This window comes from Microbacterium sp. NPDC087589, from assembly GCF_044743635.1.
GTDB lineage: Bacteria > Actinomycetota > Actinomycetes > Actinomycetales > Microbacteriaceae > Microbacterium.
This window is the reverse complement of the sequence record NZ_JBIUWV010000007.1, coordinates 14,527-38,061: the sequence shown is the minus strand read 5'-3', so window position 1 is coordinate 38,061 and position 23,535 is coordinate 14,527. Positions and strand designations below refer to the sequence as shown.

30 protein-coding genes and 1 tRNA gene are annotated in these 23,535 nt (G+C 66.2%); 14 read left to right on the top strand and 17 right to left on the bottom strand.

Annotation, left to right across the window (positions count from 1 at the left end):
• Positions 1–71: 71 nt before the first annotated feature.
• Together ACIOU8_RS14435 and ACIOU8_RS14430 are read left to right on the top strand one after the other, a co-directional pair.
• Positions 72–452, top strand: a complete 381-nt coding sequence (locus ACIOU8_RS14435; protein WP_400790826.1) for a hypothetical protein — start codon at positions 72–74, stop codon at positions 450–452.
• Between the two features lie 127 nt (positions 453–579).
• A complete protein-coding gene (locus ACIOU8_RS14430) occupies positions 580–861 on the top strand; it encodes a hypothetical protein (protein WP_400790823.1) in 282 nt (93 codons plus the stop codon).
• Positions 862–867: 6 nt separating this feature from the next.
• Here the strand turns inward: ACIOU8_RS14430 and ACIOU8_RS14425 are convergent, their stop codons facing one another.
• The 3 genes from ACIOU8_RS14425 to ACIOU8_RS14415 are packed head-to-tail and all read right to left on the bottom strand — an operon-like array spanning position 868 to position 3,043.
• Positions 868–1,383 carry a DUF3253 domain-containing protein gene (locus tag ACIOU8_RS14425; protein ID WP_400790820.1) on the bottom strand — a complete coding sequence of 172 codons (516 nt, stop codon included), beginning with the start codon at positions 1,381–1,383 and terminating at the stop codon, positions 868–870.
• A 51-nt stretch (positions 1,384–1,434) separates the two neighbouring features.
• Positions 1,435–2,550 carry a M24 family metallopeptidase gene (locus tag ACIOU8_RS14420; protein ID WP_400790816.1) on the bottom strand — a complete coding sequence of 372 codons (1,116 nt, stop codon included), beginning with the start codon at positions 2,548–2,550 and terminating at the stop codon, positions 1,435–1,437.
• Between the two features lie 43 nt (positions 2,551–2,593).
• The gene (locus ACIOU8_RS14415; protein WP_400790814.1) at positions 2,594–3,043 is read right to left on the bottom strand and encodes a hypothetical protein; all 450 of its coding nucleotides are present in this window, start codon (positions 3,041–3,043) and stop codon (positions 2,594–2,596) included.
• Positions 3,044–3,199: 156 nt separating this feature from the next.
• Between ACIOU8_RS14415 and ACIOU8_RS14410 the strand changes: the two genes are divergently transcribed.
• Positions 3,200–3,622, top strand: coding sequence for an NUDIX hydrolase (locus ACIOU8_RS14410; RefSeq protein ID WP_400790812.1), 423 nt, complete (start codon positions 3,200–3,202; stop codon positions 3,620–3,622).
• A gap of 1 nt (position 3,623) precedes the next feature.
• On the opposite strand, the gene ACIOU8_RS14405 is transcribed toward ACIOU8_RS14410, so the two are convergent.
• A complete protein-coding gene (locus tag ACIOU8_RS14405; RefSeq protein WP_400791329.1) occupies positions 3,624–4,085 on the bottom strand; it encodes an aminoacyl-tRNA deacylase in 462 nt (153 codons plus the stop codon).
• A gap of 50 nt (positions 4,086–4,135) precedes the next feature.
• Complete coding sequence (locus tag ACIOU8_RS14400) at positions 4,136–4,636, bottom strand: DNA helicase (protein WP_400790810.1); 501 nt, start codon at positions 4,634–4,636, stop codon at positions 4,136–4,138.
• A gap of 145 nt (positions 4,637–4,781) precedes the next feature.
• Between ACIOU8_RS14400 and ACIOU8_RS14395 the strand changes: the two genes are divergently transcribed.
• Together ACIOU8_RS14395 and ACIOU8_RS14390 are read left to right on the top strand one after the other, a co-directional pair.
• Positions 4,782–5,339: a peptidylprolyl isomerase gene (locus tag ACIOU8_RS14395; RefSeq protein WP_215171201.1), complete on the top strand. Its 558-nt coding sequence runs from the start codon at positions 4,782–4,784 to the stop codon at positions 5,337–5,339.
• Between the two features lie 21 nt (positions 5,340–5,360).
• Positions 5,361–6,263, top strand: coding sequence for a rhomboid family intramembrane serine protease (locus tag ACIOU8_RS14390; protein WP_400790807.1), 903 nt, complete (start codon positions 5,361–5,363; stop codon positions 6,261–6,263).
• Between the two features lie 159 nt (positions 6,264–6,422).
• On the opposite strand, the gene ACIOU8_RS14385 is transcribed toward ACIOU8_RS14390, so the two are convergent.
• The gene (locus tag ACIOU8_RS14385) at positions 6,423–6,662 is read right to left on the bottom strand and encodes a cell division protein CrgA (protein WP_140035653.1); all 240 of its coding nucleotides are present in this window, start codon (positions 6,660–6,662) and stop codon (positions 6,423–6,425) included.
• An 86-nt stretch (positions 6,663–6,748) separates the two neighbouring features.
• Between ACIOU8_RS14385 and ACIOU8_RS14380 the strand changes: the two genes are divergently transcribed.
• The 3 genes from ACIOU8_RS14380 to ACIOU8_RS14370 are packed head-to-tail and all read left to right on the top strand — an operon-like array spanning position 6,749 to position 8,364.
• Positions 6,749–7,543 (top strand): class E sortase, encoded by a 795-nt coding sequence (locus ACIOU8_RS14380; protein ID WP_400790804.1) that lies wholly within the window; start codon positions 6,749–6,751, stop codon positions 7,541–7,543.
• Between the two features lie 21 nt (positions 7,544–7,564).
• Positions 7,565–7,720, top strand: coding sequence for a hypothetical protein (locus ACIOU8_RS14375; RefSeq protein ID WP_400790802.1), 156 nt, complete (start codon positions 7,565–7,567; stop codon positions 7,718–7,720).
• Complete coding sequence (locus tag ACIOU8_RS14370) at positions 7,717–8,364, top strand: anthranilate synthase component II (protein WP_400790799.1); 648 nt, start codon at positions 7,717–7,719, stop codon at positions 8,362–8,364. Before ACIOU8_RS14375 ends, ACIOU8_RS14370 begins: the two co-directional genes overlap by 4 nt.
• Positions 8,365–8,392: 28 nt before the next feature.
• Here the strand turns inward: ACIOU8_RS14370 and pknB are convergent, their stop codons facing one another.
• The 7 genes from pknB to ACIOU8_RS14335 are packed head-to-tail and all read right to left on the bottom strand — an operon-like array spanning position 8,393 to position 17,293.
• Positions 8,393–10,090, bottom strand: a complete 1,698-nt coding sequence (pknB, locus tag ACIOU8_RS14365; RefSeq protein WP_400790797.1) for a Stk1 family PASTA domain-containing Ser/Thr kinase — start codon at positions 10,088–10,090, stop codon at positions 8,393–8,395.
• A 55-nt stretch (positions 10,091–10,145) separates the two neighbouring features.
• Positions 10,146–11,900, bottom strand: a complete 1,755-nt coding sequence (locus ACIOU8_RS14360) for a protein kinase (RefSeq protein WP_400790791.1) — start codon at positions 11,898–11,900, stop codon at positions 10,146–10,148.
• Positions 11,897–13,351: a peptidoglycan D,D-transpeptidase FtsI family protein gene (locus ACIOU8_RS14355; RefSeq protein ID WP_400790788.1), complete on the bottom strand. Its 1,455-nt coding sequence runs from the start codon at positions 13,349–13,351 to the stop codon at positions 11,897–11,899. The genes ACIOU8_RS14360 and ACIOU8_RS14355 overlap by 4 nt, the downstream gene beginning before the upstream one ends.
• Position 13,352: 1 nt before the next feature.
• Positions 13,353–14,738 (bottom strand): FtsW/RodA/SpoVE family cell cycle protein, encoded by a 1,386-nt coding sequence (locus ACIOU8_RS14350; RefSeq protein WP_400790785.1) that lies wholly within the window; start codon positions 14,736–14,738, stop codon positions 13,353–13,355.
• The gene (locus tag ACIOU8_RS14345; protein ID WP_400790783.1) at positions 14,735–16,030 is read right to left on the bottom strand and encodes a PP2C family protein-serine/threonine phosphatase; all 1,296 of its coding nucleotides are present in this window, start codon (positions 16,028–16,030) and stop codon (positions 14,735–14,737) included. Before ACIOU8_RS14345 ends, ACIOU8_RS14350 begins: the two co-directional genes overlap by 4 nt.
• A 7-nt stretch (positions 16,031–16,037) precedes the next feature.
• Positions 16,038–16,568, bottom strand: coding sequence for an FHA domain-containing protein (locus ACIOU8_RS14340; protein ID WP_400790780.1), 531 nt, complete (start codon positions 16,566–16,568; stop codon positions 16,038–16,040).
• Positions 16,565–17,293, bottom strand: coding sequence for an FhaA domain-containing protein (locus ACIOU8_RS14335; RefSeq protein ID WP_400790778.1), 729 nt, complete (start codon positions 17,291–17,293; stop codon positions 16,565–16,567). Before ACIOU8_RS14335 ends, ACIOU8_RS14340 begins: the two co-directional genes overlap by 4 nt.
• A gap of 341 nt (positions 17,294–17,634) precedes the next feature.
• On the opposite strand from ACIOU8_RS14335, the gene ACIOU8_RS14330 reads away from it, so the two are divergent.
• Together ACIOU8_RS14330 and ACIOU8_RS14325 are read left to right on the top strand one after the other, a co-directional pair.
• Positions 17,635–17,717: transfer RNA gene (locus tag ACIOU8_RS14330), tRNA-Leu, on the top strand.
• Positions 17,718–17,937: 220 nt separating this feature from the next.
• A complete protein-coding gene (locus ACIOU8_RS14325) occupies positions 17,938–19,251 on the top strand; it encodes a hypothetical protein (protein WP_400790775.1) in 1,314 nt (437 codons plus the stop codon).
• Positions 19,252–19,296: 45 nt separating this feature from the next.
• Here the strand turns inward: ACIOU8_RS14325 and ACIOU8_RS14320 are convergent, their stop codons facing one another.
• Both ACIOU8_RS14320 and ACIOU8_RS14315 read right to left on the bottom strand, forming a co-directional pair.
• Positions 19,297–19,518: a hypothetical protein gene (locus ACIOU8_RS14320; RefSeq protein WP_400790774.1), complete on the bottom strand. Its 222-nt coding sequence runs from the start codon at positions 19,516–19,518 to the stop codon at positions 19,297–19,299.
• A gap of 119 nt (positions 19,519–19,637) precedes the next feature.
• On the bottom strand, positions 19,638–19,895 hold the full coding sequence (locus ACIOU8_RS14315) for a hypothetical protein (protein WP_400790771.1): 258 nt from the start codon (positions 19,893–19,895) through the stop codon (positions 19,638–19,640).
• A gap of 124 nt (positions 19,896–20,019) precedes the next feature.
• On the opposite strand from ACIOU8_RS14315, the gene ACIOU8_RS14310 reads away from it, so the two are divergent.
• Positions 20,020–20,370: a hypothetical protein gene (locus ACIOU8_RS14310; RefSeq protein ID WP_400790768.1), complete on the top strand. Its 351-nt coding sequence runs from the start codon at positions 20,020–20,022 to the stop codon at positions 20,368–20,370.
• A 63-nt stretch (positions 20,371–20,433) separates the two neighbouring features.
• On the top strand, positions 20,434–21,450 hold the full coding sequence (locus tag ACIOU8_RS14305; RefSeq protein ID WP_400790766.1) for a DUF4236 domain-containing protein: 1,017 nt from the start codon (positions 20,434–20,436) through the stop codon (positions 21,448–21,450).
• A 52-nt stretch (positions 21,451–21,502) separates the two neighbouring features.
• Here ACIOU8_RS14305 and ACIOU8_RS14300 read toward each other — a convergent pair whose 3' ends face one another.
• Both ACIOU8_RS14300 and ACIOU8_RS14295 read right to left on the bottom strand, forming a co-directional pair.
• Positions 21,503–21,715 (bottom strand): hypothetical protein, encoded by a 213-nt coding sequence (locus tag ACIOU8_RS14300; protein ID WP_400790763.1) that lies wholly within the window; start codon positions 21,713–21,715, stop codon positions 21,503–21,505.
• A 320-nt stretch (positions 21,716–22,035) separates the two neighbouring features.
• Complete coding sequence (locus ACIOU8_RS14295; protein WP_400790760.1) at positions 22,036–22,443, bottom strand: hypothetical protein; 408 nt, start codon at positions 22,441–22,443, stop codon at positions 22,036–22,038.
• Positions 22,444–22,493: 50 nt separating this feature from the next.
• Here ACIOU8_RS14295 and ACIOU8_RS14290 point away from each other — a divergent pair, with 50 nt between their 5' ends.
• Positions 22,494–22,727 (top strand): hypothetical protein, encoded by a 234-nt coding sequence (locus ACIOU8_RS14290; protein WP_400790757.1) that lies wholly within the window; start codon positions 22,494–22,496, stop codon positions 22,725–22,727.
• A gap of 377 nt (positions 22,728–23,104) precedes the next feature.
• On the top strand, positions 23,105–23,533 hold the full coding sequence (locus ACIOU8_RS14285; RefSeq protein WP_400790754.1) for a hypothetical protein: 429 nt from the start codon (positions 23,105–23,107) through the stop codon (positions 23,531–23,533).
• Positions 23,534–23,535 lie beyond the last annotated feature (2 nt).

The following is a 23,535-nucleotide window of genomic DNA, read 5'->3' as shown; positions in this document are numbered from 1 at the left end:
AGAAGGCCCCGCCATCGTGCGGGGCCTTCTCGTTTCTCCCTCCGCGAGCGCTCGGCAGCTACGATCGTGGGATGAGTGCATCGGTGACGGATTCCTCTCAGGTGGTGGCCCGGCCCCCGCGCTGGTTCGCCCGACGCCGACTCGTGCTGATCCTGAGTCTGTTCGTCATCCCGATCGCACTCTCCGCATCCATGAACAGCTACGGACCCCTCACCGTCGACTCCGCGCTGCGGATGGCGTTCGCCTCGGTCGCAGGCCAGACCGTCGCGATCCTGGGGGCGCTGGTCGCCTTCGTCATCACGCTCACGTCTCGGCGCAGCCTCCCCGGTGTCATCTTCTTCGCGTTGGTGGCGTTCATCGTCACCGCGAACGCCATCGCCGCGATGGGCGGAACAGGGCAGCTGCTCCTGGATCGACTCGACCTGATCGCCGAGACCGCCGCCCTCAACTAGCTCCTCCCGCATTCCTCCACAGGTGTTAACAACCCTGTTAACAACTCCGGCCGCGGTTCCCTCTCAGGAGTCCGTCTAGTTATCAACCCCCCTTCACACTTCGTGCGCGAGCCCGTAGCGTGCTCGCATGAGCGACGGGGAGACGATGGTCCAGACCGAGATAGTCTTCGACGGCTCCCGGTTCCTGCTTGCGCAGGACCAGGACGTCGATGAGCTGCGACGACTCATCGAAGCGGCGGCGAAGACCGGGGGGACTTTCGTCGACATGGTCGTGGTGGGCAACAGGGCGATCAGCGTTCTCATCACGCCGAGCACGCAGGTGACGATCAGCGTCTCGAGCGTCGCGTACGATCCGCGTGACACGGGCGACGTCGACTTCCCGTACAGCGGGGACTACGACGCGCTCTGACCGCGGTCAGAGTTCCGGGCCGCGGACGATCCGCACCGGACCTCTGGCTTCACGGATGCTCACGGGATCGCCCTTCTGAATCACGACGATCTCTCCGCGGTCCGCCAGTTCTGCCGCGACGCGCCTGACGTCCGGCATCAGGGGACGCCAGGTCTCACCGCCCACAGCGCGGGCGACATCGCTCGGACAGATCGACGATTCAGAACGCTTCCGAGTGAGCGCACGCAGCGCCGCTGCGATCCGCTCATCGAAGGCCTCACCGCCGCGCTCCTCCCACCATGGTGATCCGCGTTCACCGAGGGCCGTCTTCGCATCCTGCACGCGGCGTCGCGCGTCGGCATCCTGTGCCTTCACGCCTCTGCGTGCCGCCATCAGCTCGTCGACGAGTTCCCGACGGAACCCCTCCGGGATCGTCGGGTCGGTAGCCCGCCACTTGCGCCCGTCGATCACGACATGGTGGCCGTCGGCCGTCTTCTGCGGGCCGACGGCGGGGTCGGTGCGCTCGCCATCTGCGGATGCCATGAGGAGAGTCTCGGGCAACCCTCACCGCGGACAAAAGGGGCTTGACCGTTGTCAGACAGCGCGCAGCTCGTGGGGTGCGACGTTCAGGCGCTCACATCCGTCGGCGGTTACGACGACGATGTCCTCGATGCGTGCACCCCACTCGCCCGCGAAGTAGATGCCGGGTTCGATGCTGAAAGCCATGCCCTCGCGCAGCACCAGATCGTTGCCGGGCGCGATGTAGGGCTCCTCGTGCACCGAAACGCCGATCCCATGACCGGTGCGATGCAGGAAGGCCTCTCCGAGCCCTCCGTCGGCCAGCACCGACCGCGCCGCCGCGTCGACCTCCTCGGCCGTCGCTCCGGGGCGTACCGCGTCGACCGCGGCCTGCTGAGCACGCACGAGCAGCGCGATGCGATCGGCCGCATCGCGGTCAGGGGTCCCGACGACGTAGGTGCGGGTGCTGTCGGAGTTGTAGCCGCTGGGCACTGCTCCCCCGATGTCCACGACCACGATCTCTCCGTCGGCGATCACGCGGTCCGAGACCTCGTGGTGCGGGTCGGCGCCGTTCGGACCCGAGCCGACGATGACGAACTCGACGGTGCGGTGCCCCTCGGCGATGATGGCCTCCGCGATGTCGGCCGCCACCTCTCGCTCGGTGCGCCCTGCTCGCAGCCACTCGGGCACGCGCCTGTGCACGGCGTCGATCGCGGCACCGGCGCGGCGCAGCTCGGCGACCTCATCGGCATCTTTGATCATGCGACCCTCACGCAGCACCGGCGTCGCGAGCTCGGCGCGTACGTCGACGCGATCGGCCAGCGGAATGACGTGCAGTGCCGGAAGCGCATCGGACACGCCCACCCTCGAGACGGAGCCGAGGGCTTCGGCCACGAGGTCGTAGGGGTTCTCGCCATCGACCCAGTCGGACACCGCGAGTCCGAGCTGCCCCACCGCGGTGGTCCTGACCTTCGCCAGCTCCATCCGCGGCACGATGATCGTGGGAGCGAGTCCTGGTCCGAGCACGAGTGCGGTGAGGCGTTCGATCGTGTCGCCTTCGACGCCGACCAGATACTGCAGGTCGGGGCCGGGGCCGACGACGATCCCGTCGAGACCGGCGTCGGCGGCGAGAGATGCGGCGCGGTCGAGTCGGGCGGCGTACACGGAGGCGGGGAACGGCAGTGTGCTCACGGCATCCACGCTACTGCTCGCGCCTTCGCCAGGGAACGGCGACTCAGCTGACGGCGAGGCGGATGCGCTCGGTGAGCAGCGTGCGGTTCGCAGCGGTGAGGTCGAGCAGCGCGTAGGCGGTCGGCCACATCGTGCCGTCGTCGAGGTTCGAGATGGGCTCGAAGCCGAAGGTGCCGTAGCGCACCTTGAACTTGCTCGCCGGCTGGAAGAAGCAGAGCACCTTGCCGTCCTTTCCCCATGCGGGCATGCCGTAATAGGTGCGCGGCATCAGCTCGGGAGCGACCTCGGTGACGAGGGCGTGCAGCGCCAGCGACAACTCGCGATCCTTGTCGTCGGGCAGCTTCGCCACTGCCGCCTCGAGGTCGGCGACGCCCTCGGCGCGCACCTCTTCAGGGCTCTTCTTCGCCCGAGAGCGAGACTTGCGCTTGTCGGCCGCGGCCTCCTTCATGGCCTCGCGTTCCTCAGCACTGAAGTTCTTCTCGTTGTCAGCCATTACGGGTTCCTTTCTCGGCGTGATCTGCGATGATCATCACACTACGGATGCCACGGCAGGCTGTGCTTCTCGATTCCTGATTGATCCGGCCATCCTCTGCGACCACGACTCGACACACAGCGCTCGACGTCATTCCGCGGCGGCTAGGGTGAGGTCATGGACATGCGGGTCGCGGCATACGCGGTCGTCACCGATGACGACGGACGCATACTTCTGGCGCGTTGGACCGAGGGGCGCCGACTCGCCTGGACGATGCCCGGTGGTGGTCTCGAGGCGGGAGAGGCACCCGAAGACGCCGTGCGGCGGGAGCTTCGCGAAGAGACCGGCTATACGGTCAAAGTCGGAGAGCTGCTCGGCATCCACTCACGGGTGATCCCCGCCGGCCAGCGGGTGCACGACTCAGACCAGCCGTTGCACACGCTGCGCATCGTCTACCGCGCGTCGGTCACGGGCGGGAAGCTGACCTTCGAGGCCGACGGATCGACCGACATGGCGGAGTGGTTCCCACTCAAGGCCGTGAAAGAACTGCAGAGGGTGAAGCTGGTCGACATCGCACTGCGAATGGCCGGCATCCTCTGAATCAGTCGCGCGCCTCTTCGGGAACCGAGATGTCGGCCACCGTGGCTCCGTAGGCGGCGATGAGGTCGTCCGCATCGACGAAGAGGCTGTACCCGTGGGCACCGGCTCCCATGGCGATCTGCTGTCCGACGATCGACTCATCGGCGAAGACGGGCCACTCGGTGGTGCTGCCGATGGGCACGATGGTTCCGCGCTCGTAGCCGGTCGCCGCGAGGGCGAGATCCGGTTCGGGCAGTCGCAGCTTGTTCACACCTACCACTGCCCGCAGCTTGGGCCACGAGATCGACCTGCCGCCCGGAACCAACGCGAACAGGTAGGTGTCGTCCGAGCGCTTGACGACGAGGGTCTTGACGATGTCGGAGGGCAGGATGCCGAGCAGTTCCGCAGCTTCGACGAGGCTGTTGGCGGCCGGCCGCTCACGGATCTCGATGTCGAGACCGCGTGCGGCCGCGGCATCCCTCACCCGGGCATGCAGATCCCCCGGCTCGGAGGCCGGGGGCTGCGATGTCGAGGTCACGCGTCAGGTGCAGAGAGCGGGTCGTCGGCGACCCAGAGCTCGTCGTCCGCGCGCAGTGCCTGCCACGCGGCGTACAGAACACCGGCTGCGGCGGCGACTCCGAGGATCAGGGCGACGATCGAGCCGACGCTCGGGCCCTTCGGCTCGGGCTTGGTGGCCTTGCGGACCTTGCGAACGACACCCTCGCGCTTGGCGTTCGCCACGTCCCACGCGGTGAGCGCGGTTCCGACGACTCCGCCGACGATCGGGACGACCTTGTCGTCCACGACGTGGTGGCCGAACCGCACGCCACGGTCGACGACCGGGGCGACGCGACGGTTGTACGTGTCCTGCACGACAGGGCCGACCTGCTCGCGGCCGAAGTGGCCGAGTTGGCGTCCGGCCTCACGGGCGACGTCGGCGGCGTGGCCGACCAGGACCTGCTGGTTCTCCCAGAGCTGGTTGGCGTCGTTCTGAAGACGACGCAGCTCCTTCTTCCGCTTGCGGCTGATGCTCACGATGCTCTCCTGTCGATTGGAGTACGGATTCCCCATCTTGCCACGCGACCCTGGATGGGGCGAGGGAATCGCCGAACCCTTGCGTCGAAGGGCGAACAGCGCTAGACGCGGGCCAACTCATGGGAAGCTCTGCGAGAATGGACGCATGGCTCACGCTTCTCATGTCGCAACCCTGCACACCAACCACGGTGACATCGTCATCAACCTCTTCGGCGACCACGCCCCGAAGACGGTCAAGAACTTCGTCGGTCTCGCCGACGGCACCCAGGAGTGGACGCACCCCGCCACCGGCAAGCCCGGCGAGGGCGCTCTCTACAAGGACGTCGTCTTCCACCGCATCATCCCGAACTTCATGATCCAGGGCGGCGACCCGCTCGGACAGGGCGTCGGTGGCCCCGGCTACAACTTCGACGACGAGATCAACATGGAGCTCAACTTCAACGAGCCCTACATCCTCGCCATGGCCAACGCGGGCCTCCGTCGCAACGCCATCACGGGCAAGCCCGAGGGCACCAACGGCTCGCAGTTCTTCATCACGACCGACCCCACGCCCTGGCTCCAGGGCAAGCACACGATCTTCGGCGAGGTCGCCGACGACGCCTCCAAGGCTGTCGTCGACGCGATCGCCGCAGTGCCGACGGCCGCGGGCGACCGCCCCATCGAGCCCGTCGTGCTGCAGTCGATCGACATCGTCGCGGCCTGACGCCGACGCTGGCCGATCCGGATGACCACGCCTGAGTTCGCGGACAACCGCGACAACTTCTGCTACCGGCATCCGGATCGGCAGAGCTTCGTGCTCTGCCAGCGGTGCCTGCGCACCATCTGCCCCGAGTGCCAGACGCAGGCGCCCGTCGGAGTGATCTGCCCCGAGTGCATGGCGGAGCAGCGCAAGGGTCGCACTCCGGCCCAGAAGCGCGCAGAGCGCCGCTGGGGCGGCCGCAACTCCGCGACCGCAACTGTGCGCAGCGGCAAGCCGATCGTCACCTACGCGCTGCTCGCGGTGACGTCGTTCATCGGCCTGGTGCAGCTGATCCCAGGGATCGGCGACGCGATCACGGGCCAGCTGCTCTTCGCGGCGGGATATCTGTATCCGAACCTGTCGCTCATGCCGTTCGAGCCCTGGCGACTCCTCACCGCCGTCTTCGTGCACGGTGGGTTCCTGCATCTCGCACTCAACATGCTCGCTCTGTGGATGCTGGGGCAGAGTCTCGAGCCGATGCTGGGTCGGGTCCGCTTCCTCGCGCTGTATCTGATCAGCGGCCTCGGCGGATCGGTCGCGGTCGCCCTGCTCGCGCCGGGGACCGCCACGGTCGGCGCATCCGGGGCGATCTTCGGCCTGATGGCGGCCTTGCTCATCATCGGCAGGCACATCGGTGCGAATGTGACGGGGATCCTCGTGATCCTCGGCATCAACTTCGTCGTCGGATTCGTGTTCTCTCAGAACATCGCGTGGCAGGCGCACCTCGGCGGAGCGATCATCGGTGCGCTGATCGCGTTCATCCTCACGAGAACCCGAAGGCGAGACCAGCGCACGCTGCAGATTCTGCTGCTCTCCGCGGTGGTCGTGGCGCTCGTGCTGATCGTCGCCTTCCTGGCACCGTTCCTGATCACGACGGTTTACTCCTGATCAAGAGTTGTTAACAGGGTTGTCAACCGTTGTGAATAACATGGGTGTAATTCTCCCCAGGGTGGGGATAACCTGTGGATAACTCTCGCTCGCCGAAAACGAGAGAAGGCCCCTTTCGCCGGAGCGAGAGGGGCCTTCTTCGAAAAGAAAGCGGCGGCGTCAGCGCCAGCGAGTGGTCATCAGGAAGCCGATCAGGGCGATGCCCAGGCCGATCGCGAGGTTCCAGTTGTCGAGACCCGGGATCGGGAACTGCATGCCTGAGATGTAGAACACGAGAATCCACACCAGACCGAGAAGCATGAAGCCGATCATCACCGGCTTGAACCACACGGCGTTGGGTGCGGCTTCCCCTTCGCTGCGCGGAGCTTCGGGTTCTTCGGTCTTGCGGTCGCGTGCCATTCCCACAGTGTACCCAAGAGTGTCATATCGCGCGGAAAAGCAGGGCCAGACGGCTGGTGTCCAGGTCCGACGGATAAGATCTGGCCATGACTGCATCCGTCGTCTCGGGGGAGCGACGTGCACACCGCCGTCGCCCCCGGTCGCGCGCCACCTTCACGAGCGTCCTCGGTGAGCTGCTGCTCACCGGTGGAGTGCTCGTGCTCCTCTTCGTCGCGTGGCAGATGTGGATCGGCGACATCATCATCGCGGCGCAGAAGAACGACGAGGGCGCGGCCATGTCTCAGACGCTCGCCGAGGGTCCGGCGCCCGAGCCACCACCCCTGGTCGAGGGGGAGGACGGCACGACCTACTACGAGCCCGTGATCCCTGCAGTGCCCGCCGACGCGCAGTGGTTCGCACAGATGCAGGTCCCGCGCTTCGGTGCCGACTACAACGTCGGGATCTATGGCGGCACCAGCCGCGCACGCACTCTCGACGACCTCGGAATCGGCGTGTACACCGACTCGAAGATGCCCGGTGAGGTCGGAAACTTCGCCATGGCCGGCCACCGCACCACGTGGGGCAAGCCCTTCAATCAGCTCGACAAGCTGCAGGTCGGTGACGCGATCGTCGTCGAGACTCCCGACGGCTGGTTCACCTATCGGTTCCGAACGCTCGAGTACGTCAAACCGACCCAGACAGAGGTGCTGCTCGATGTGCCGCAGATGCCCGGAGTCGAGACCGGCGAGAAGTACATCACGCTGACCGCCTGCTCTCCGCTGTATTCGCTGGCCGAGCGCATCGTCGCCTACGGGGTGTTCGAGAGCTTCCAGCCGCGCGCCGAAGGCCCGCCCCAGGCCCTCACCGACCTCCCGCCTCCGCCGGCTGCGCCGTCGATCTAGCCGAACGGAACGAGACGACTCATGTATGCCGCACTCTGGCGCATCCTTCCCGGTCCGTGGTGGGTGAAGCTGTTCATCCTGCTCGCGCTGATCGCCGCCGTGCTCTATGGACTGTTCTGGTACGTCTTCCCCTGGGTCAGCCCGTTGATCACCCCTGGTGAGGTCGACCTCGAATGACGCGCGTGCTCGTGGTGGACAACCACGACAGCTTCGTGCACACCCTCGTCGGATACCTGCGTGAACTCGGCGCGCACGTCACCCTGATCGAAGCGGATGCCATCGACGCCGCGCAGCTCGAGGGGATGCTGCCCGCGTTCGATGCGCTGCTGCTTTCGCCCGGACCGGGCGCTCCGGCCGATGCCGGGGTCTCGATCGATGCCGTGCGCCTCGCCACGCGGATGCGGATGCCGCTCCTCGGGGTCTGCCTCGGGCATCAGGTGATCGGCGCGGCGTTCGGCACCGCCGTGTCGGAGGCGCCAGAGCTGATGCACGGCATGGTGTCGCGCGTCGCGCATGACAGTTCGGCTCTCTTCGCCGGCATCCCCTCGCCGTTCGATGCGGGCAGGTATCACTCCCTCGCTCTCGCGGAGTCGGAGCTGCCGCCTGACGTGGTCGTCACGGCGCGCACCGACAGTGGCACCGTGATGGCGCTCGCGCACACCCGGTTGCCGATTCTCGGGGTGCAGTTCCACCCCGAGAGCGTGCTCACCGAAGGCGGCTACCGTCTGCTCGCCAACTGGCTCGAACTCTGCGGCGACGCAGACGCCGTGGCGCTGTCATCGAACCTGCACCCGCTGGCGGGGGAGACGAAGCGTCACTGACGTGTCGTCTCGACCGCTGTGCAGCGGGTCAGTCGGACGCGGCGACGCAGTAGCGCAGTTCGACGGTCGAGCCGATCGCGACATCGCCCGGCGCGGCCGACATCGACGACACGGTCGGTGGCTCGGTCGGCGTGCAGTCGATCAGCTCGACCGGGCTCGGCGTGAGTCCGATGCGTTCGAGCTCGGCCTGCGCGGCATCCATCGTCCACCCGGTGACGTCGGTGAGGGTCACGCGGCCGCTGGCGACCACGAGATTCACCACGGTCTGCGGCGCGACTTCGCTCTCGGCGGCCTCGCTCGCCTCCATCACCGTCTCTGCTGCCAGGCCCTTGTCGTTGCGCTGGATCACTGTGCCGAGTTCGAGACCGGCTGCAGCGAGGGCGTCTTTGGCCGCCGTCAACGAGAGACCCTCGAGAATCGGCACCATCACGGTCTCCTTGCCGGATGACACGTAGATGGTGACGGAATCACCCTCGCTGACGGCTGTGCCGCTCTCGGGGTCGGTGCGGATCACGTTGCCCTCGACGATGTCGTTGCTCGACTCGAGCACCAGCTTCGACGTCAGATCGAGCTCGCCGAGATCGTCCTGTGCACGCTCGGATGAGACGTTGACGAGGTCCGGCACGACGCGAGCGCTCGACGGCACGTCATCCGGGCGCATGCTGAGCGTCCACACCCAGAACAGCACGGATGCCAGGAGCACCGCGAGCAGCGCGACGCCGGCCCAGATCCACGCGACAGGCGGGCCCGATTGTGTGCGAGCCATCGTCGTGTCGGTGCTCAGCTGGCGCAGCGATCGGGCGGTCTCCTGCGCGGCGCGCGGGCTCGGGCCGTACAGCTCGCTGGTGAGCGCGCCGAGTTCCTTGCGGCTCGGTGCATTGCCGGAGACCGCAGAGTCGAGCGCTGCGCGGAAGTGCGCGGCATCCGGATACCGCTGGTACGGGTCTTTCGCGAGTGCGCGCAGGACGATCGGGTCGAGAGCACCGGGGGAGTCCTCGTTCACCTCGGTCGGAGGCACGGGGGTCTCACTCACGTGCTGATAGGCGACTGCGACCGGTGACTCTCCGCGGAACGGCTGACGACCGGTGAGCAGTTCGTAGAGCACCACGCCCGTGGAGTACAGGTCCGCCCTGGCATCGACCGGCTCACCCTTGGCCTGCTCCGGCGAGAAGTACGCGGCGGTGCCGATGATCTGCGTGGTCTCGGCGACCGTCGACGACGAGTCGGACACGGCTCGGGCGATGCCGAAGTCCATGACCTTGACCTGGCCCTTGTCGGTGACCATGACGTTGCCCGGCTTGATGTCGCGGTGCACGACGCCCGCGCGGTGCGAGTAGTCGAGCGCCTCGAGGATGCCGTCGACATAGCGCACGGCGTCTTCGACAGGCACCGGCCCCTTCGCGATGATGTCCTTCAGCAGCGTTCCGCTGATGAGCTCCATGATGATGTACGGCGGCTCATCGGTGCTGCTGTCGGTGGTCGAGGGGTCGCCGGCGTCATAGACGCGGACGATCGACGGGTGCGACATGCGCGAGGCCGACTGCGCCTCGAGCCGGAAGCGGGTGCGGAACGCAGTGTCGCGAGCGAGCTCGGGGTCGAGGATCTTGATCGCCACCGCGCGGCCCAGCGTCAGGTCGTACCCGCGGTACACCTTCGCCATGCCGCCGTGCCCGATGAGCTCGTCTACGCGGTAGCGACCCGCGAGAACCCGTGGCTCTGTCGACACGTACTGACCCCCTGATACGACCTTGTGGATGCTCTCAGCCTAGGGCGAGAGCGGTTCATTCGCCTGAGTCGCCGCCGTCTGCGTCACCCTCACCGGCATCCGGTGAGGCAGGCAGGATGGCGACGCCCGGCATGGCGTCGGACTGCTCAGACGGCATGTCGCTTCCGCAGAAGACGCGGAACGTGGCCGTGATCGTCTGTCCAGCCGTGCCGGGGATGATCTGTGTCGAGAGGACGCTCGGTCCGAAGCTGCGGATGGACTCGCCCGAGTTCCCGCCCTCGAAGGTCGCGTTGGTGAGCGTGACCTCGAAGGCGGACCGCGCCGGGGTGCCGGAGGGGCACTCGAAGCTCGGCCAGTTGAGCGTCACGGGCTCGCCCTCGGTGGCGGTGCCGGCGATGGTCGGGGTGCCCGAGGGCTTGCCCACCTTCACCTGCTCCTTGAAGGTCGTCAGCATGATGGTCGTACCCTCGGGGACGTTGCCGCCGGGCTGGACCGATTCGACCGTTCCGACCTGATTCGCGCTCGGGGCGACTGTGTTGCCCACCGTGCATTCGGCCTGCAGTCCGGCGTTGACCGCCGCGGCCTGCGCGGCCTCGCACTGCATGCCGACGAGGCCGAGAGCATCGACGTCGACCAGCTCGGGCTCGGGCGTCTCGGTGTCGCTGGGCGTCGGCTTGGGCGTCTGCGAGGTCGTCTCGGACTGTGTCGGCGCGGGCTCGGGGTCGCCCGGGTTCATCAGCGCGAACACGGTTCCGCCGAGCACGACCACCAGCAGGGCGATCAGTGCGATGAGCGGCCACGTCCAGGGGCTGCGCTTCTTCTTCGGCTTCTCGGCGTCCTCATCGGCCTGCTCGCCGGTGGGCAGCTGAGCGGTGGTGGGGAGGATGCGAGTCGTGCCGTCGTCGCCCGATGCGGTGAGCAGACGGGTGGCGTCGTCGGATGCCACGCCGCCGGTCGCGATGGCCGGCACGGCGATCGCTGCGGAGTTCAGGTCGCCGCGGCGCAGCGCCTGCGCGGCGCGTGCCACCGTCGCGGACGACGAGGGTCGGTCAGCCGGCTTCTTGGCGATCATCGCCATGACGAGGTTCTGCACCGGGATCGGCACGGTCGGCGGCAGCGGCGGAGGCTGCTCGTTGATCTGCGCCATCGCGATCGCGACCTGCGACTCACCCGTGAACGGGCGCTTGCCTGCGAGGCACTCGTACGCGACGATGCCGAGCGAGTAGGTGTCGGTCGCAGGAGACGCCGGGTGCCCGGAGGCCTGCTCCGGCGAGAGGTACTGCACGGTGCCCATGACCTGACCGGTGGCCGTCAGCGGCACCTGGTCGGCGATGCGGGCGATGCCGAAGTCGGTGATCTTGACGCGGCCGTCTGGCGTGATCAGCAGGTTTCCCGGCTTGATGTCACGGTGCACGAGACCGGCTGCGTGGGCGGCCTGCAGAGCAGATGCCGTCTGCGCGACGATGTCGAGGGTCTTGTCGGCGCTCAGCGCGCCGTCGCGCTCGAGCACGGTCGAGAGCGCTTCGCCGGGCACGAGCTCCATGACGAGGTAGGCGCTGCCGTTCTCCTCGCCGTAGTCGAAGACGCTCGCGATGCCCTCGTGGTTGACGAGTGCGGCATGGCGCGCCTCAGCGCGGAACCGCTCGAGGAACCCGGGGTCCCCCATGTACTCGTCCTTGAGGATCTTGATGGCCACGGTGCGGCCGATGACGTGATCCGTCGCCTCCCACACCTCGCCCATGCCGCCGATCGCAATACGCGACTGCAGCTCGTAGCGACCACCGAACGACACACCCTGCGTCGGTCTCATCTGCCCAGCACCGCCTCTATGACCTTCTTTGCAATCGGAGCGGCGATGGTGTCGCCGGATCCTGACTGCCCTTGTCCGCCGCCGTCTTCGACGAGGACCGCTACTGCCACTTCCGGGTCGTCCGCCGGTGCGAAACCGGTGAACCACAACGTGTAGGGCTTGTTACCGTTCTCGGTCGTGCCTGTCTTTCCCGCGACATCGACCCCGTCTATTCTTGCACCCTGCGCAGCGCCGTTTGAGACGCTGGCGACCATCGACGCCGCGACCTCTTCGGCGGTCGTCGCATCGGTGGCCTGGCCGAACTGTGTGTCTTCGTACGAACGGATGACCGAGAGGTCGTTGCCGATCACCGTGTCGACCAGGCGAGGGTTCATGACGACGCCGTCGTTCGCTATGCCGGCCGCCACCATCGCGATCTGCAATGGTGTCGCGGTGACCTGCCCCTGGCCGAATCCGGTGAGTGCGGTCTGCGGGTCATTGAGCGCCCGGGGGTAGCTCGACGGCGTGGATTCGAGCGGCGTCGAGAAGCTCTGGTTGAAGCCGAACTTCTCGGCCATCTCGCGGATCGCGTCGTCTCCGAGCTCGACCGCGAGCTGCGCCATCGGGATGTTGCAGCTCAACCGGATGGCCTCGGCGATGGTGACGGTGTCACCGCTGCCGCACGTGCCGCCCCAGGCGTTGGCGACCGTGTTGTCCGAACCCGGCAGCGTGTACCGCGCGGGGTTCGGGAGTGTCGAGTCGGGCGTCCAGTTGCCCGACTCATACGCCGCCGCGGCCACGACGAGCTTGAACGTCGAGCCAGGCGGGTTGAGGTCACCGGCGATCGCCCGATTCGAGAGCGGCTTCGTGGGGTCCTCGTCGAGCTGATCGTAGGTCGCGTTCGCGGCATCCGCGTCATGGGTCGCGAGCTGGTTGGTGTCGAAGCCGGGCGTCGACACAAAGGCGAGAATGCGTCCGGTCTTCGGCTCGATCGCGACGACGGCGCCGTTGAGTCCCTGCAGGCCCTCGTAGGCCGCTCGCTGCGCAGCGGTGTCGAGAGTCAGTTCGACGCTGAATCCGCTCTGCGGCTGGCCCGAGAGGATCCGCTCGATCTCTGCGAAGAACGCGCTCGAGCCGGTGCCGGAGAGGTCGGCGTTCATCGCCCGCTCGATACCGGTGGCCGACTGCAGGGCGGGGTTGAAGTACCCGGTGACGGGCGCCCACATCGCAGCATCCGTGTAGACGCGCTGGAACTGGTAGCGGTCGTCCGAGGGCGTCGAGGAGGCGATCGCGACGCCGTCGACGATGATCGATCCTCGCTGGATCTCGTAGCTGTCGAGCAGCGTGCGCCTGTTGTTCGGGTTCTGCCCGAGGGAATCGGCCTCGACGACCTGGATCCAGCTGGTCGCCGCGAACAGCGACAGGAACATGAACAGCATCACGATGCTGAGACGGCGGAGCTCTTTCGTCATATCAGCCGATCACCGCCCTGGGTTGGCTGCGGACACCGTCGGAGATGCGCAGCAGGATCGCGACGATGAGCCAGTTGGCCACGAGCGACGAGCCACCGGCGGCGAGGAACGGGGTGGTCAGACCGGTGAGTGGGATGAGTCTGGTCACACCGCCGACCATGATGAACACCTGCAGCGCGATGGTGAACGAGAGGCCGATCGCGAGCAGCTTGCCGAAGTCGTCCTGGCCCGCGAGCCCGATGCGCACGCCGCGGCTGACGAACACCATGTAGAGGCAGAGGATGGCGAACAGCCCGATCAGGCCGATCTCCTCACCGAGGCTGGTGATGATGTAGTCGCTGTGCGCCAGCGGGGTGACCTCGGGACGACCCTGTCCCCAGCCGGTGCCGAGCAGACCGCCGTGCGCGAGGCCGAACAGGCCCTGCATGGGCTGGAATCCCGCGACGTCCGGGTCGACCTTCTCCGAGTCGAAGAGGAAGAGCCAGTTCGTGAACCGGCCCTGCACGTAGCTGAGGATCTGGGTGGCGACCGCGACGCCCGCGGCGACCAGGCCGAGGCCGATCAGCACCCAGCTGGTCTTGCCGGTGGCGACGTAGAGCATCGCGACGAACATGCCGAAGATGAGGGTTCCGGTGCCGAGGTCGCGCTGGATCACGATGATGCCGAGCGAGATCGCCCACACGACGAGCACGGGTCCGAGCTCGCGCATGCGCGGCCAGGTGATGCCGAGGAACTTCGTGCCCACCGACGTGAGGCTCTCGCGGGTGCGCACCAGGTAGCCGGCGAAGAAGATGGCGAGGCAGATCTTGGCGAGCTCGCCCGGCTGGAAGGCGAACATGCCGCCGAGCGACACCCACACCTGGGCGTTCGCGTCGGGGATGCGCAGGCCGGGCACGAACGGCAGCAGCAGGAGCAGGATGCCGGAGAGGCCGAAGATGTACGTGTAGCGGAACAGCACCCGGTAGTTGCGCAGCAGGATCACGACGGCGATCGCGCCCGCGAGCGAGATCGCGGTCCACGCGAGCTGCTTGGTCGAGTACGCGTTCCATCCGGTCAGCGACTCGGCGATGTCGATGCGGTAGATCATCGCGATGCCGAGTCCGGTGAGCAGGGTGGCGATCGGCAGGATGAAGGGATCGGCTGCGGAGGCCACGGCGCGCAGCACGAAGTGCACCGCGAATGCCAGAACGGCGAGTCCACCACCGATCGCGAGGATCATCGGGTCGATCAGGCCGAGGGCGCCGAGCTGCACGAGGGTGAGGGACGCGCCGCTGATCGCGACGGCGAACAACAGCAGCCAGAACTCGCGGTTGCGCTGCGTCTGCGGCATCCGCATCTTCTTGAGGGCCGTGATGACGCTCGTGTCGGCCGTGACGTCGGCGGTCATCCGGCATCCTCCGTGGGCGTCGCGGTGGGCGCGGGAGTCGGCAGGGGAGTCTCGCCGGTCACCCGGTCTGCTCCGGCCTGCAGCCGCGTGACGATCGCCTCGGCATCCGAGAAGGAACGGGCGGTGATCGTGCGCTCGACGGAATCGCGCTGGTACGGCGGCAGGTTCGCGAGCAGGATGTCGGTGTCGCGCAGTGGCGTCGACAGCGTGATCGGGCCGATGTTCTGCTGCACGCCCTGGTAGATCACGACACTGTCTTCGTCGGCGCCGACGAAATAGCGGGTCTGGGTCCAGCTATAGGCCGCGAAGGCGGCGAACACGAGCATCGCGACGACCACCAGCATGCCGGCGATCCAGCCGAGCCGGCGGCGCTTGGCACGCCGGCGGTCTTCTTCGATGAGCTCCTCGAGGTACTCGGGGGCCGGTTCGAAGTGGCTGGGCTCGTTCGCCGCCTGCCGAACAGGATGCAGCCAGTTGCCGCGCGGTGCGCGCACGGGCGGCACGGTGATGTTGGCGGGGTTCGACGCCGATCCGACGATCGTCGCGGTGCCGGAGTGCATGGCGTGCTGTCCGCCGACCTCGACGAGGACGATCGTCACGTTGTCGGGCGCGCCACCGTCGAGTGCCTGCTTGAGCAGATTGTCTGCGGTGCGCCCCGGTGCCATGCCCATGCGCATCGCCTTGAGGATGTGCGCCTCGTCGACGACACCCGAGAGCCCGTCGGAGCACAGCAGCCAGCGGTCGCCCGGCTGGGTGTGCATGACGAACATGTCGAGCTCCGGGTCGGCGTCCATGTCGCTGAGCACGCGCATGAGCACCGAACGGCGCGGGTGGTATCGCGCCTCTTCGGGGGTGATGCGACCCGAGTCGACGAGCCGCTGCACGAAGGTGTGATCGGCCGTGATCTGGGTGACCGCATCGTCGCGATAGAGATAGATGCGCGAGTCGCCGATGTGGCCGATGACCGCGTAGTCGTCGACCATGATGACGGCGCTGAGCGTGGTGCCGAGACCGGCGAGTTCTGGGCGGTCCTTCGCGGCACGGATCAGATCGCCGGCTGCCGTGGTCGCGGCGGCCTGAAGGGAGGCCTGCGCGTCTTCGACCGAGGTGTAGGGCTGGTCGAGCGGCTCGAGCCGGTGGATCGCGATGCTCGAGGCGACGTCGCCGCCCGCGTGGCCGCCCATGCCGTCGGCGACGACGAACAGGTTCGCCCCGGAGTATCCGGAATCCTGGTTGTTGGAGCGGACCTTCCCGGTGTGGGAGATCGCGGCGCTCGAGCCTTCGAAGACCATGCCGGGGTCAGGCTCGCAGCTCGAAGGTCGTGGCGCCCACCTTGATCGGCGTGCCGAGGGAGAGGCCGACCGGACCGCCGGTCACCCGCTGGCCGGCGACGTATGTGCCGTTGGTCGAGTCGAGGTCCTGGATGGCCCAGCTGTCTCCTCGGAGCAGCAGGCGCGCGTGATGGCTGGAGGTGTAGTCATCGCGGATCACGAGAGCCGACTCACTCGAGCGACCGATCGTCAGGGTCTCGGTGCCGAGGGGGAGTTCGAGCCCCGCCTTCGGCCCGGAGGTGATCACGAGGCGCTTGGCCGTCGCGACGGTCGCGGGGCCCGTGCTGGGCTTCGAAGACGCGGGGCGAGATGCGGGGGCTGCGGCGGGTGCCTGCGTGGGGGCGGGCATCGCCGCGGCGGCCTCGGCCGGGAGCTTGCGCACTTTCATGCCGAACAGGTCGGCGCGCAGCGAGTAGACGACCCCGAACACGAAGAACCACAGGATCAGCAGGAAGCCGATGCGCAGCAGGAGCAGGACGAGCTCGCTGGGAGTGCTCACGAGATGGCTCCGAACGCGCGGGTCGCGTCGTCGTCGCGCGGCCGCGGCGGGCGTGACGGAGTGGCGACGGGAACGATGCGGAACACCAGATCGGTGCGTCCGATGGTCAGGGTGGTCTCGGAGGGCATCGCCGCTTCGCGCACCTTCTGGCCGTCGACCTTGGTGCCGTTGGTCGAGCCGAGGTCGCGCATCATGGCGCGCTCGCCGTCCCACAGGACCTCGACGTGCTTGCGGCTGGATCCGGCGTCGGCGATCGTGATGTCGGCATCCGTTCCGCGCCCGATGACCGTGCGTGCGCGGGTGAGCGGATGGCGACGCCCGTCGACGTCGATCACGGCCTGCCAGTTGACGCGGCCTTCGACCGTGCCCGAGCTGACGTTGATCGTGCCGGTCGCGATCTTGTCGTCGCCCTCGAGGGAGATCGAGAGCGGGCCCGAGAAGCTGTAGCCCTGGGCCTTCGCATGCTTCGTGAGCAGTGCGTGCAGCTCATCGGTGAGAGCTGCGCCGAGCCCCTGCATCCGCTCGGCGTCGTCTGTGCTGAGGCGCACGACGAAGTTATTGGGCGCGATGATGCGGTCCCTGCTCACCACAGCCGCTTTGGTGTCCGCCTCGCGCCGAAGGGCCGAAGCGATCTCCACGGGCTGGATGCCGCTGCGGAAGGTCTTCGCGAAGGCGCTGTTCACAGCGCGCTCGAGACCCTTCTCAAAGCTGTCAAGTAGTCCCACTGGGCTCCTCTGGCATGCCGACCGGTAGGGACATCGTAGCCAGGTGTGCTGGGTGAACGCCGTCGCGAGGCGGGAAAACGCCGAGAATCCGGGGGAGTGGGGAGGGGTGTGCGGGCTTGAGATGGCGTCTCGCGGCGGTCGTGGGTGCGCCGTTCGGGAGGAGAACTGCGCCCGGGGAGGAGGAAAGTGAGGAGATCCTCCTCCCCAGGGGCAGTTCTCCTCCCGAGGGTGCTGAGCCCGGTGCGCCGAGGGTCCTGCGCCCGGCGCTGGCCTCGGTTTCATCGACACGCGAAACGCGTGATATCTTTGGGAAGTTGAGTTCTTCGGAGCCCGACATACTCGCGCGAGTGGCGGAATGGTAGACGCGCTGGCTTCAGGTGCCAGTGTCCTTATGGACGTGGGGGTTCAAGTCCCCCCTCGCGCACAGCGGGCTGTATTCGTTTATTCAGCCCAATCTGTTCGTAAATTGAAAGAGCCGGTCAGGCCAAAAACTGACCGGCCTTTTCTATATCCGGCGAAGTTGGTCGTGATCGAGCGAGAGGCATGCGGAGACAGTGAACCCGCCGTTCCAGCTTCGAGCACACCACGCCAGCGACGATCCGCTGCTTCGCGATGGCCGTGCGGCGCGAGCGCTGAGGGTCCTCGTGGACGCATCAGCCTGGGTGAGGGTCCAAGAGAGCGACGACCTTCCCGACATCCTGCTTCGAACGCTGATTCTGAGCGAGCGGATAACCATGACGCTCTATGGAGACGATGGCCCGCCGGATGGGGTCGAGCGTCGGCCGATGGATTCATTGTTCGGCGGCGGGGAAGCAATCGGCTGGACAGTCGTCATGGAGACAGACGACCAGTTGGTCCCGTACGAGATCACGACAGCCACCACCAAGAGGGTTACGGGTGGCGCTCTCTTCGAGGGCCAGGTCTTCGAAGCGAGAATGATCCTTGGACAAGAGCGGGCTGCGGCAGATGAACGCGATGCTCTACTCATTACCGTGGCTCAGGAGGTCGGCGCCGATCTGCTGATCACAGAACGCGCCTCCCTCCTCGACACTCGACTGTTGGAGAGGGGGAACTGTCAGGTCGCAGGGCCGGCCGACGCACTGGCGCTGGTCGCCCTCTACCTCCGGGCTGCCGGAGAGTTCATCACCGCGAAGCTAGATTCATGGAGCTTCACGGCCACACCGACACGCTTCTACCAGCAGATGGCGGAGGCGCACATTCCGTCACTCGCGGGTTTCGTTCGTCGCGGGGATGGTCGTGTAACTGCGGCCCGACTCCTGACTGTGCTGAGTCGTGCACGCTCGCTGTTTGCGGCCCGGGATCGCATCGCCCTTCTGACGAGCGAGCCGGCGACGGAGGACATCGCGGAGGAGATCTCGCTCACCTTCACCCACGCCCTCGTGGATATGGTCGCGTTCCATGATGTTCTCGCACGTGTAGTCAACGAGTGCTTGAAGCAGCCAGAGACCGAACCTCAGCGGATCAAGTGGCAGAACCATGCGTGGTGCGAGCGGGCTATTGATCAGTTCCCTGAGCTCCGGGCTCTCTGGAGTGCGGACGGGTACGCGAAGCGCCTTAATCACGCCATGCGGGTCATACGCAACGAGATTCACGATGTTGCGCCATCCATCGTCCCGTTCAGAGACGAGCACGGAGCTGACCAAGTGGGATTGGCCTTCCATTTCGACGTCGGGTCACGAGTACGGGAGTCGCTGGACACGCTCGTTGATCAGCGGAACTACGGAGTTCGGCAGGTGTTCACCGACGGTCATCTGATTGACCCACATATCTTCTACGAGTTCGTGTTGCCATGGATGCTCCGTTCGGTCGATGACATCCTGACGGCGCTGCTTCGCCGCCTGCCGGAGCGTGCGCAGGCTGAGCCGTCAGTCTTGCTTCCGGAAGCTGTTAGAGATGATGCTCTGCGCTCCCTCGCCCGAGTCCCGGCACACCAGTAGTTAGGCACTCGGCGAGTGCTGGCTGGCTCGGGGGTGCGCAAGGATTCACGCACGCCTCCCATGCCTAACTGAGGACCAGCTGTTCACCACCGCATCTTCTGGAAGTTCATCGACGTAGCCGGTGTGGATGTAGTCGCCGAACACGCGTTCCTTGAAGTAGTCGGAGCGGATCGGTTCACGCCCGTTGATCCACGCGACTAGCCCGGGCTTCTCATCGAAGTTGGTCGACTCCACGCTCTCCCAAGCGATCACGCGCCAGTAGACCACATTCTGGGCAGCACCTTTCTCCTCGACTCGAGCCCATCAGTTTCCGCCGCTCAACAGTGTCGACATGTGCGTTCCTTTCGGTAGCCAAACGCTTCGACCGTATGAGGTTCGCGGGTTATTCAGACGAGCAGACGGTTGTGCACCACGGCGAGAGCGTCCTGGTCACGACGGCTGAGAACGTTGTGCTCGCCGACGCGGAGCGCGGCGCGCAGACGCGCACTATATGGGCCGCCGGCCGACTCGGAGAGCAGGGCTTCGGCCGCCTCCCTCGTCCGTGCGATGTCGCCGCCGAGCTGGCCGTCAGTTTCCACCGTGATGTCGAGTGCGCGGAGGAGGATGCGACTCTGGGCGCCGACACTGTCTGTCGTAGGGGTCATGGGCTTGGCTCGTTCTTCGCCCTTTGTGGGGCGTCGATAAGTACCCTGCGGCACACCGTTTTGGTCCTCAATCTTGTAGTCGAGGCCTCGGGCTAGCGGTGGTACCCCTCGATAGCCTTGCGGCATGACCGACAACGGCACCATGCAACCGTTCGAGCCGACCATTCGAGCTGCCGTGAACGCGGTCGAGGCACGACTCGCAGAGATTCGAGCGGCCCAGGATTCGTATCCGGACCAGTGGCAGGCTCTGCACCTTGAGTCCTTCTGGAACAGGGACGCCGCGCTCGTGGTGTTGAAGCCGCAGAACGTCCATCCCACGGACATGACCGTCATGGCAGACGGTGATCTGCAGGAGTACATGGGCGGGCACGGAGTCGTAGCGGTTCTGCTTCGCAACGAAGCGAAGCACATCGTCGTGGACTGCAACGTGGAGACCGCGACCGTCCAGATGACGCTGCCCATCACTGCGCTCTAGAGGTGCCGTCGACCGACCGCCAGTAGGGTGCATCTGAAGACATGACAATCAGTGAGGGCGACCATGGGGTTCAAGGTCCGTAAGTCCATCAAGATCGCGCCCGGCGTGCGCTTGAACGTCTCGAGCAAGAACGTCGGGCTGTCTGCGGGTGTGCGCGGTGCGCGCGTGAGCGTCAATACCAATGGGCGCACGACGCGCACCATCGGGATTCCGGGCACCGGCGTCTCGCACACGTCCACGACATCGACGAAGAAGCGCGCTTCCTCCGCTCGACCGCCGGCGCGGGCACCGCAACCCGTTCGCGCTCCCGTGCCCAAGAAGGTCAAGCCCGGGCTCACCGCTCCGGCGTGGGAGAAGCAGCTCTTCAAGCAGCTCTCGGGCACTCCGGATGCGACTGCTATCCACGCCGTGGGGCAGCAGCACCCTGTTGCTGCGGCCACCGCGGCGATGGTGGAGATCCTGCGGGTCGTGGGACCCAATAAGGATGCAGAGCGTGCCCGCGTCCTCCTCGGATGGCTGTTTGATACGGGCTACGACCCGTCCCGGGACCCGTTCATCATCAAGTACCTCGAGAACCCCGAGATCAGCATCCCGGTGGCGACGGGAGTGACCGCCGAGATGCTCTGGGACCGGCAGGCGATGGGGCTGTTTGTCGCAGAACTTGAACAGGCGAGCGGGAACCTCCCACGTGCCACCGCCGTCGTGGAGAGTCTTGATCCGACCACCGTCGCCGCGGTGTCGCTGGCGGAGCTCTATGCCGAGGCTGAGCGGTGGGCTGATGTCGTCGATCTCACCAACGGCCTGAGCAACGACGATGTCGCTGCGACCTTCCTTCTCATCCAACGGGGAACGGCGCTTCGAGAGCAGGGCTACTTCGAGGCTGCACGGGAGGCGCTGAAAGAGGCGCTGCGGCCTCGGTCACGACCCGTCGAGCTGAGGCACCTCGCACTCGTTGCGCGCGGGCACACGTACCTCGCGGAAGGTAAGAAGGCGATGGCTCGGAAGGACTACGAGCGGGTGCTGGCTGACAACGCCGCCTACCCAGGCCTCCAGGAGATGCTCGGGGCTGCTGCCAGCTGAGTCGCGGAAGCGGTGGGCGCCTCGATGAGTATCGAGGCGCCCACCGTTCGAATCACGTCGACGAAGAGCTGGTCAGAGCGTCGAGGACGTGTGTGACCACGTCGACAGGTGGAGCATCGGCCGTCAGGTCGAAGTCGACAGTCACCCGACGGTGGTCGTCGCTGGCCTCAATCGTCGCCACACCATTGCGTCGCGAGATGCGGTGGAACAGCACATCGGGCTTCATGACAGTGCCGTTCGGGGCGAGGATACCGAAGTTGTACAACGTCTCCGCCCACCAGAAGTTCTCCGTCTGGAACGGTGGGGCCCACTCTGGGTTCGGGTTCGCGGCGACCGCTTCGCCGAGAACGTTCGAGACGGCATCCGCGATCTCGTCCCGCGATGCCGTGGGGGCACCGTCAGCTGGTGGCCCGTGGTGAGCGTCACTTCCAGCTCTACGGGTCCGAGGTCAATCTGCTGCAGCAGACCACTCTCCGGTCGAACGTTCTCCAGCGTAGAGAGTTCGATGAGAGCGTTCCGCCACAGGGCGACGTCGGAGGTCACTGGTTCATAGGGTTCCGGGAGGACCGAACCGCTCACCGCGCTCTACCTGTCCTTTCGCTTCTTCCTCGGATCGTCGCGGTGCTGCTGGATCTGTCGAATGTGTCGGAGCGAACTCGCATAGCCCGCCTCCTGGTCCTTGGGCCTTGCCCACGCGTCATACGAGAAGTAAAGCGTGAGTCCGGCGATCACGATGCCGACGATCCCTGGAAGTGACGTATCGACGGTGTTGAGGAGCCAAAGACCAAGGAACCCGACGCCGATGCCTAGCGTGCCGAAAGCAGCGAGCTTGATGAGCCTTCGTTTTTGCAGGTGGTTGCGGCCCCCGCGGAGACGAGCGCTCTCGACTTTGAGCTGCTCGTCACTGCACTGCTCGTACGGGACATACTGCTGTTGCTGGTCATGTACGTGGATTCCCCCGTACACGTTGCCGCCGGTGTTGATGTCCCTCATCCTGATTCCTCCTCGCGCATAGGGCTTCCGTTCCCTCAGATCGGAGTCCCATGTCTCACTTGCTCAACTCGAACGCTTATGTCGTCCGTGATCCTTCGGCACAGCGTCTGCGCCTCGCGGAGAACGCACGCACGGAGTGGATGCTCGCTGACGATCTCGGGATCAGCCGAGCGCGTCTGCGTCTTCTTCGCTGGAGCGGGTGTGCCCCGAGCGCAATCCTCTTCGAAGGCGTCGTCTACTACACCTTCGACGCCATCGCAGAGTGGCACCGCCGATTCGAGTGACGCTGCCACGTCATCGTGACATGCGACGAGCAGCAGGATTGGCGACCCCGCGTGAACACATGAAGAGCTGTCTCAAACTCTGTGTCTCCGTCCCCACCTGGAATGCAGGAATCCCGCCAGGTTTATCTGACGCTCCCGCGTAATTCCGCGGCACCACAGCAGAACCCTCCGGTCACGCCGGAACCCCCGAACACGGGTTGGACATACCGAAGCGAATCCAACCCCTATCGGAGGAGCTTCCCGTGTCCCTACGCCCATGGTTCGCGACCGCTGCAGTCATCGCAACGTTTGCTTTCGCCACCCCCACTTCTGCCCTCGCAGCCGCTGAACCAGCTGCCTGCACCGTCGCCGGCGTCGCTGTCCCAGAAGGCACTCCGATGCCTGAGGAGACCCCGACGGTGATCTCCTGCTTCGCCTCTGTCGAGGAAGCCGAACAGTTCATCGAAGACGGTGCGCCCGGCGACCTCGAGCAGGTCGGTGAGACGAATCTCGCTTCACGCGCGGCAGCTGCGACAGTCATCGTCGGGAAAGCGTGGACGGGCACATCACGCTCAGGCACCGTACTCATCCATTACGGCTCCGGCACCGGGTGCTACGGCGTCTCGTTCGGTTTCCCGACCATCGCATCGACATGGAACAACAACGTTCGCTCCGCTGAGGGCCTCAACAACTGCTGGTCGACGCAATACGACGGAACGAGCTATACCGGCACACTGCTGAACTGCACGCCGTACTGCGCCACCCTCGGATCCTTCGCCGCGAAGACATCGTCCATCGTGTATCGCCCCACCGGAACATGGGGATGATG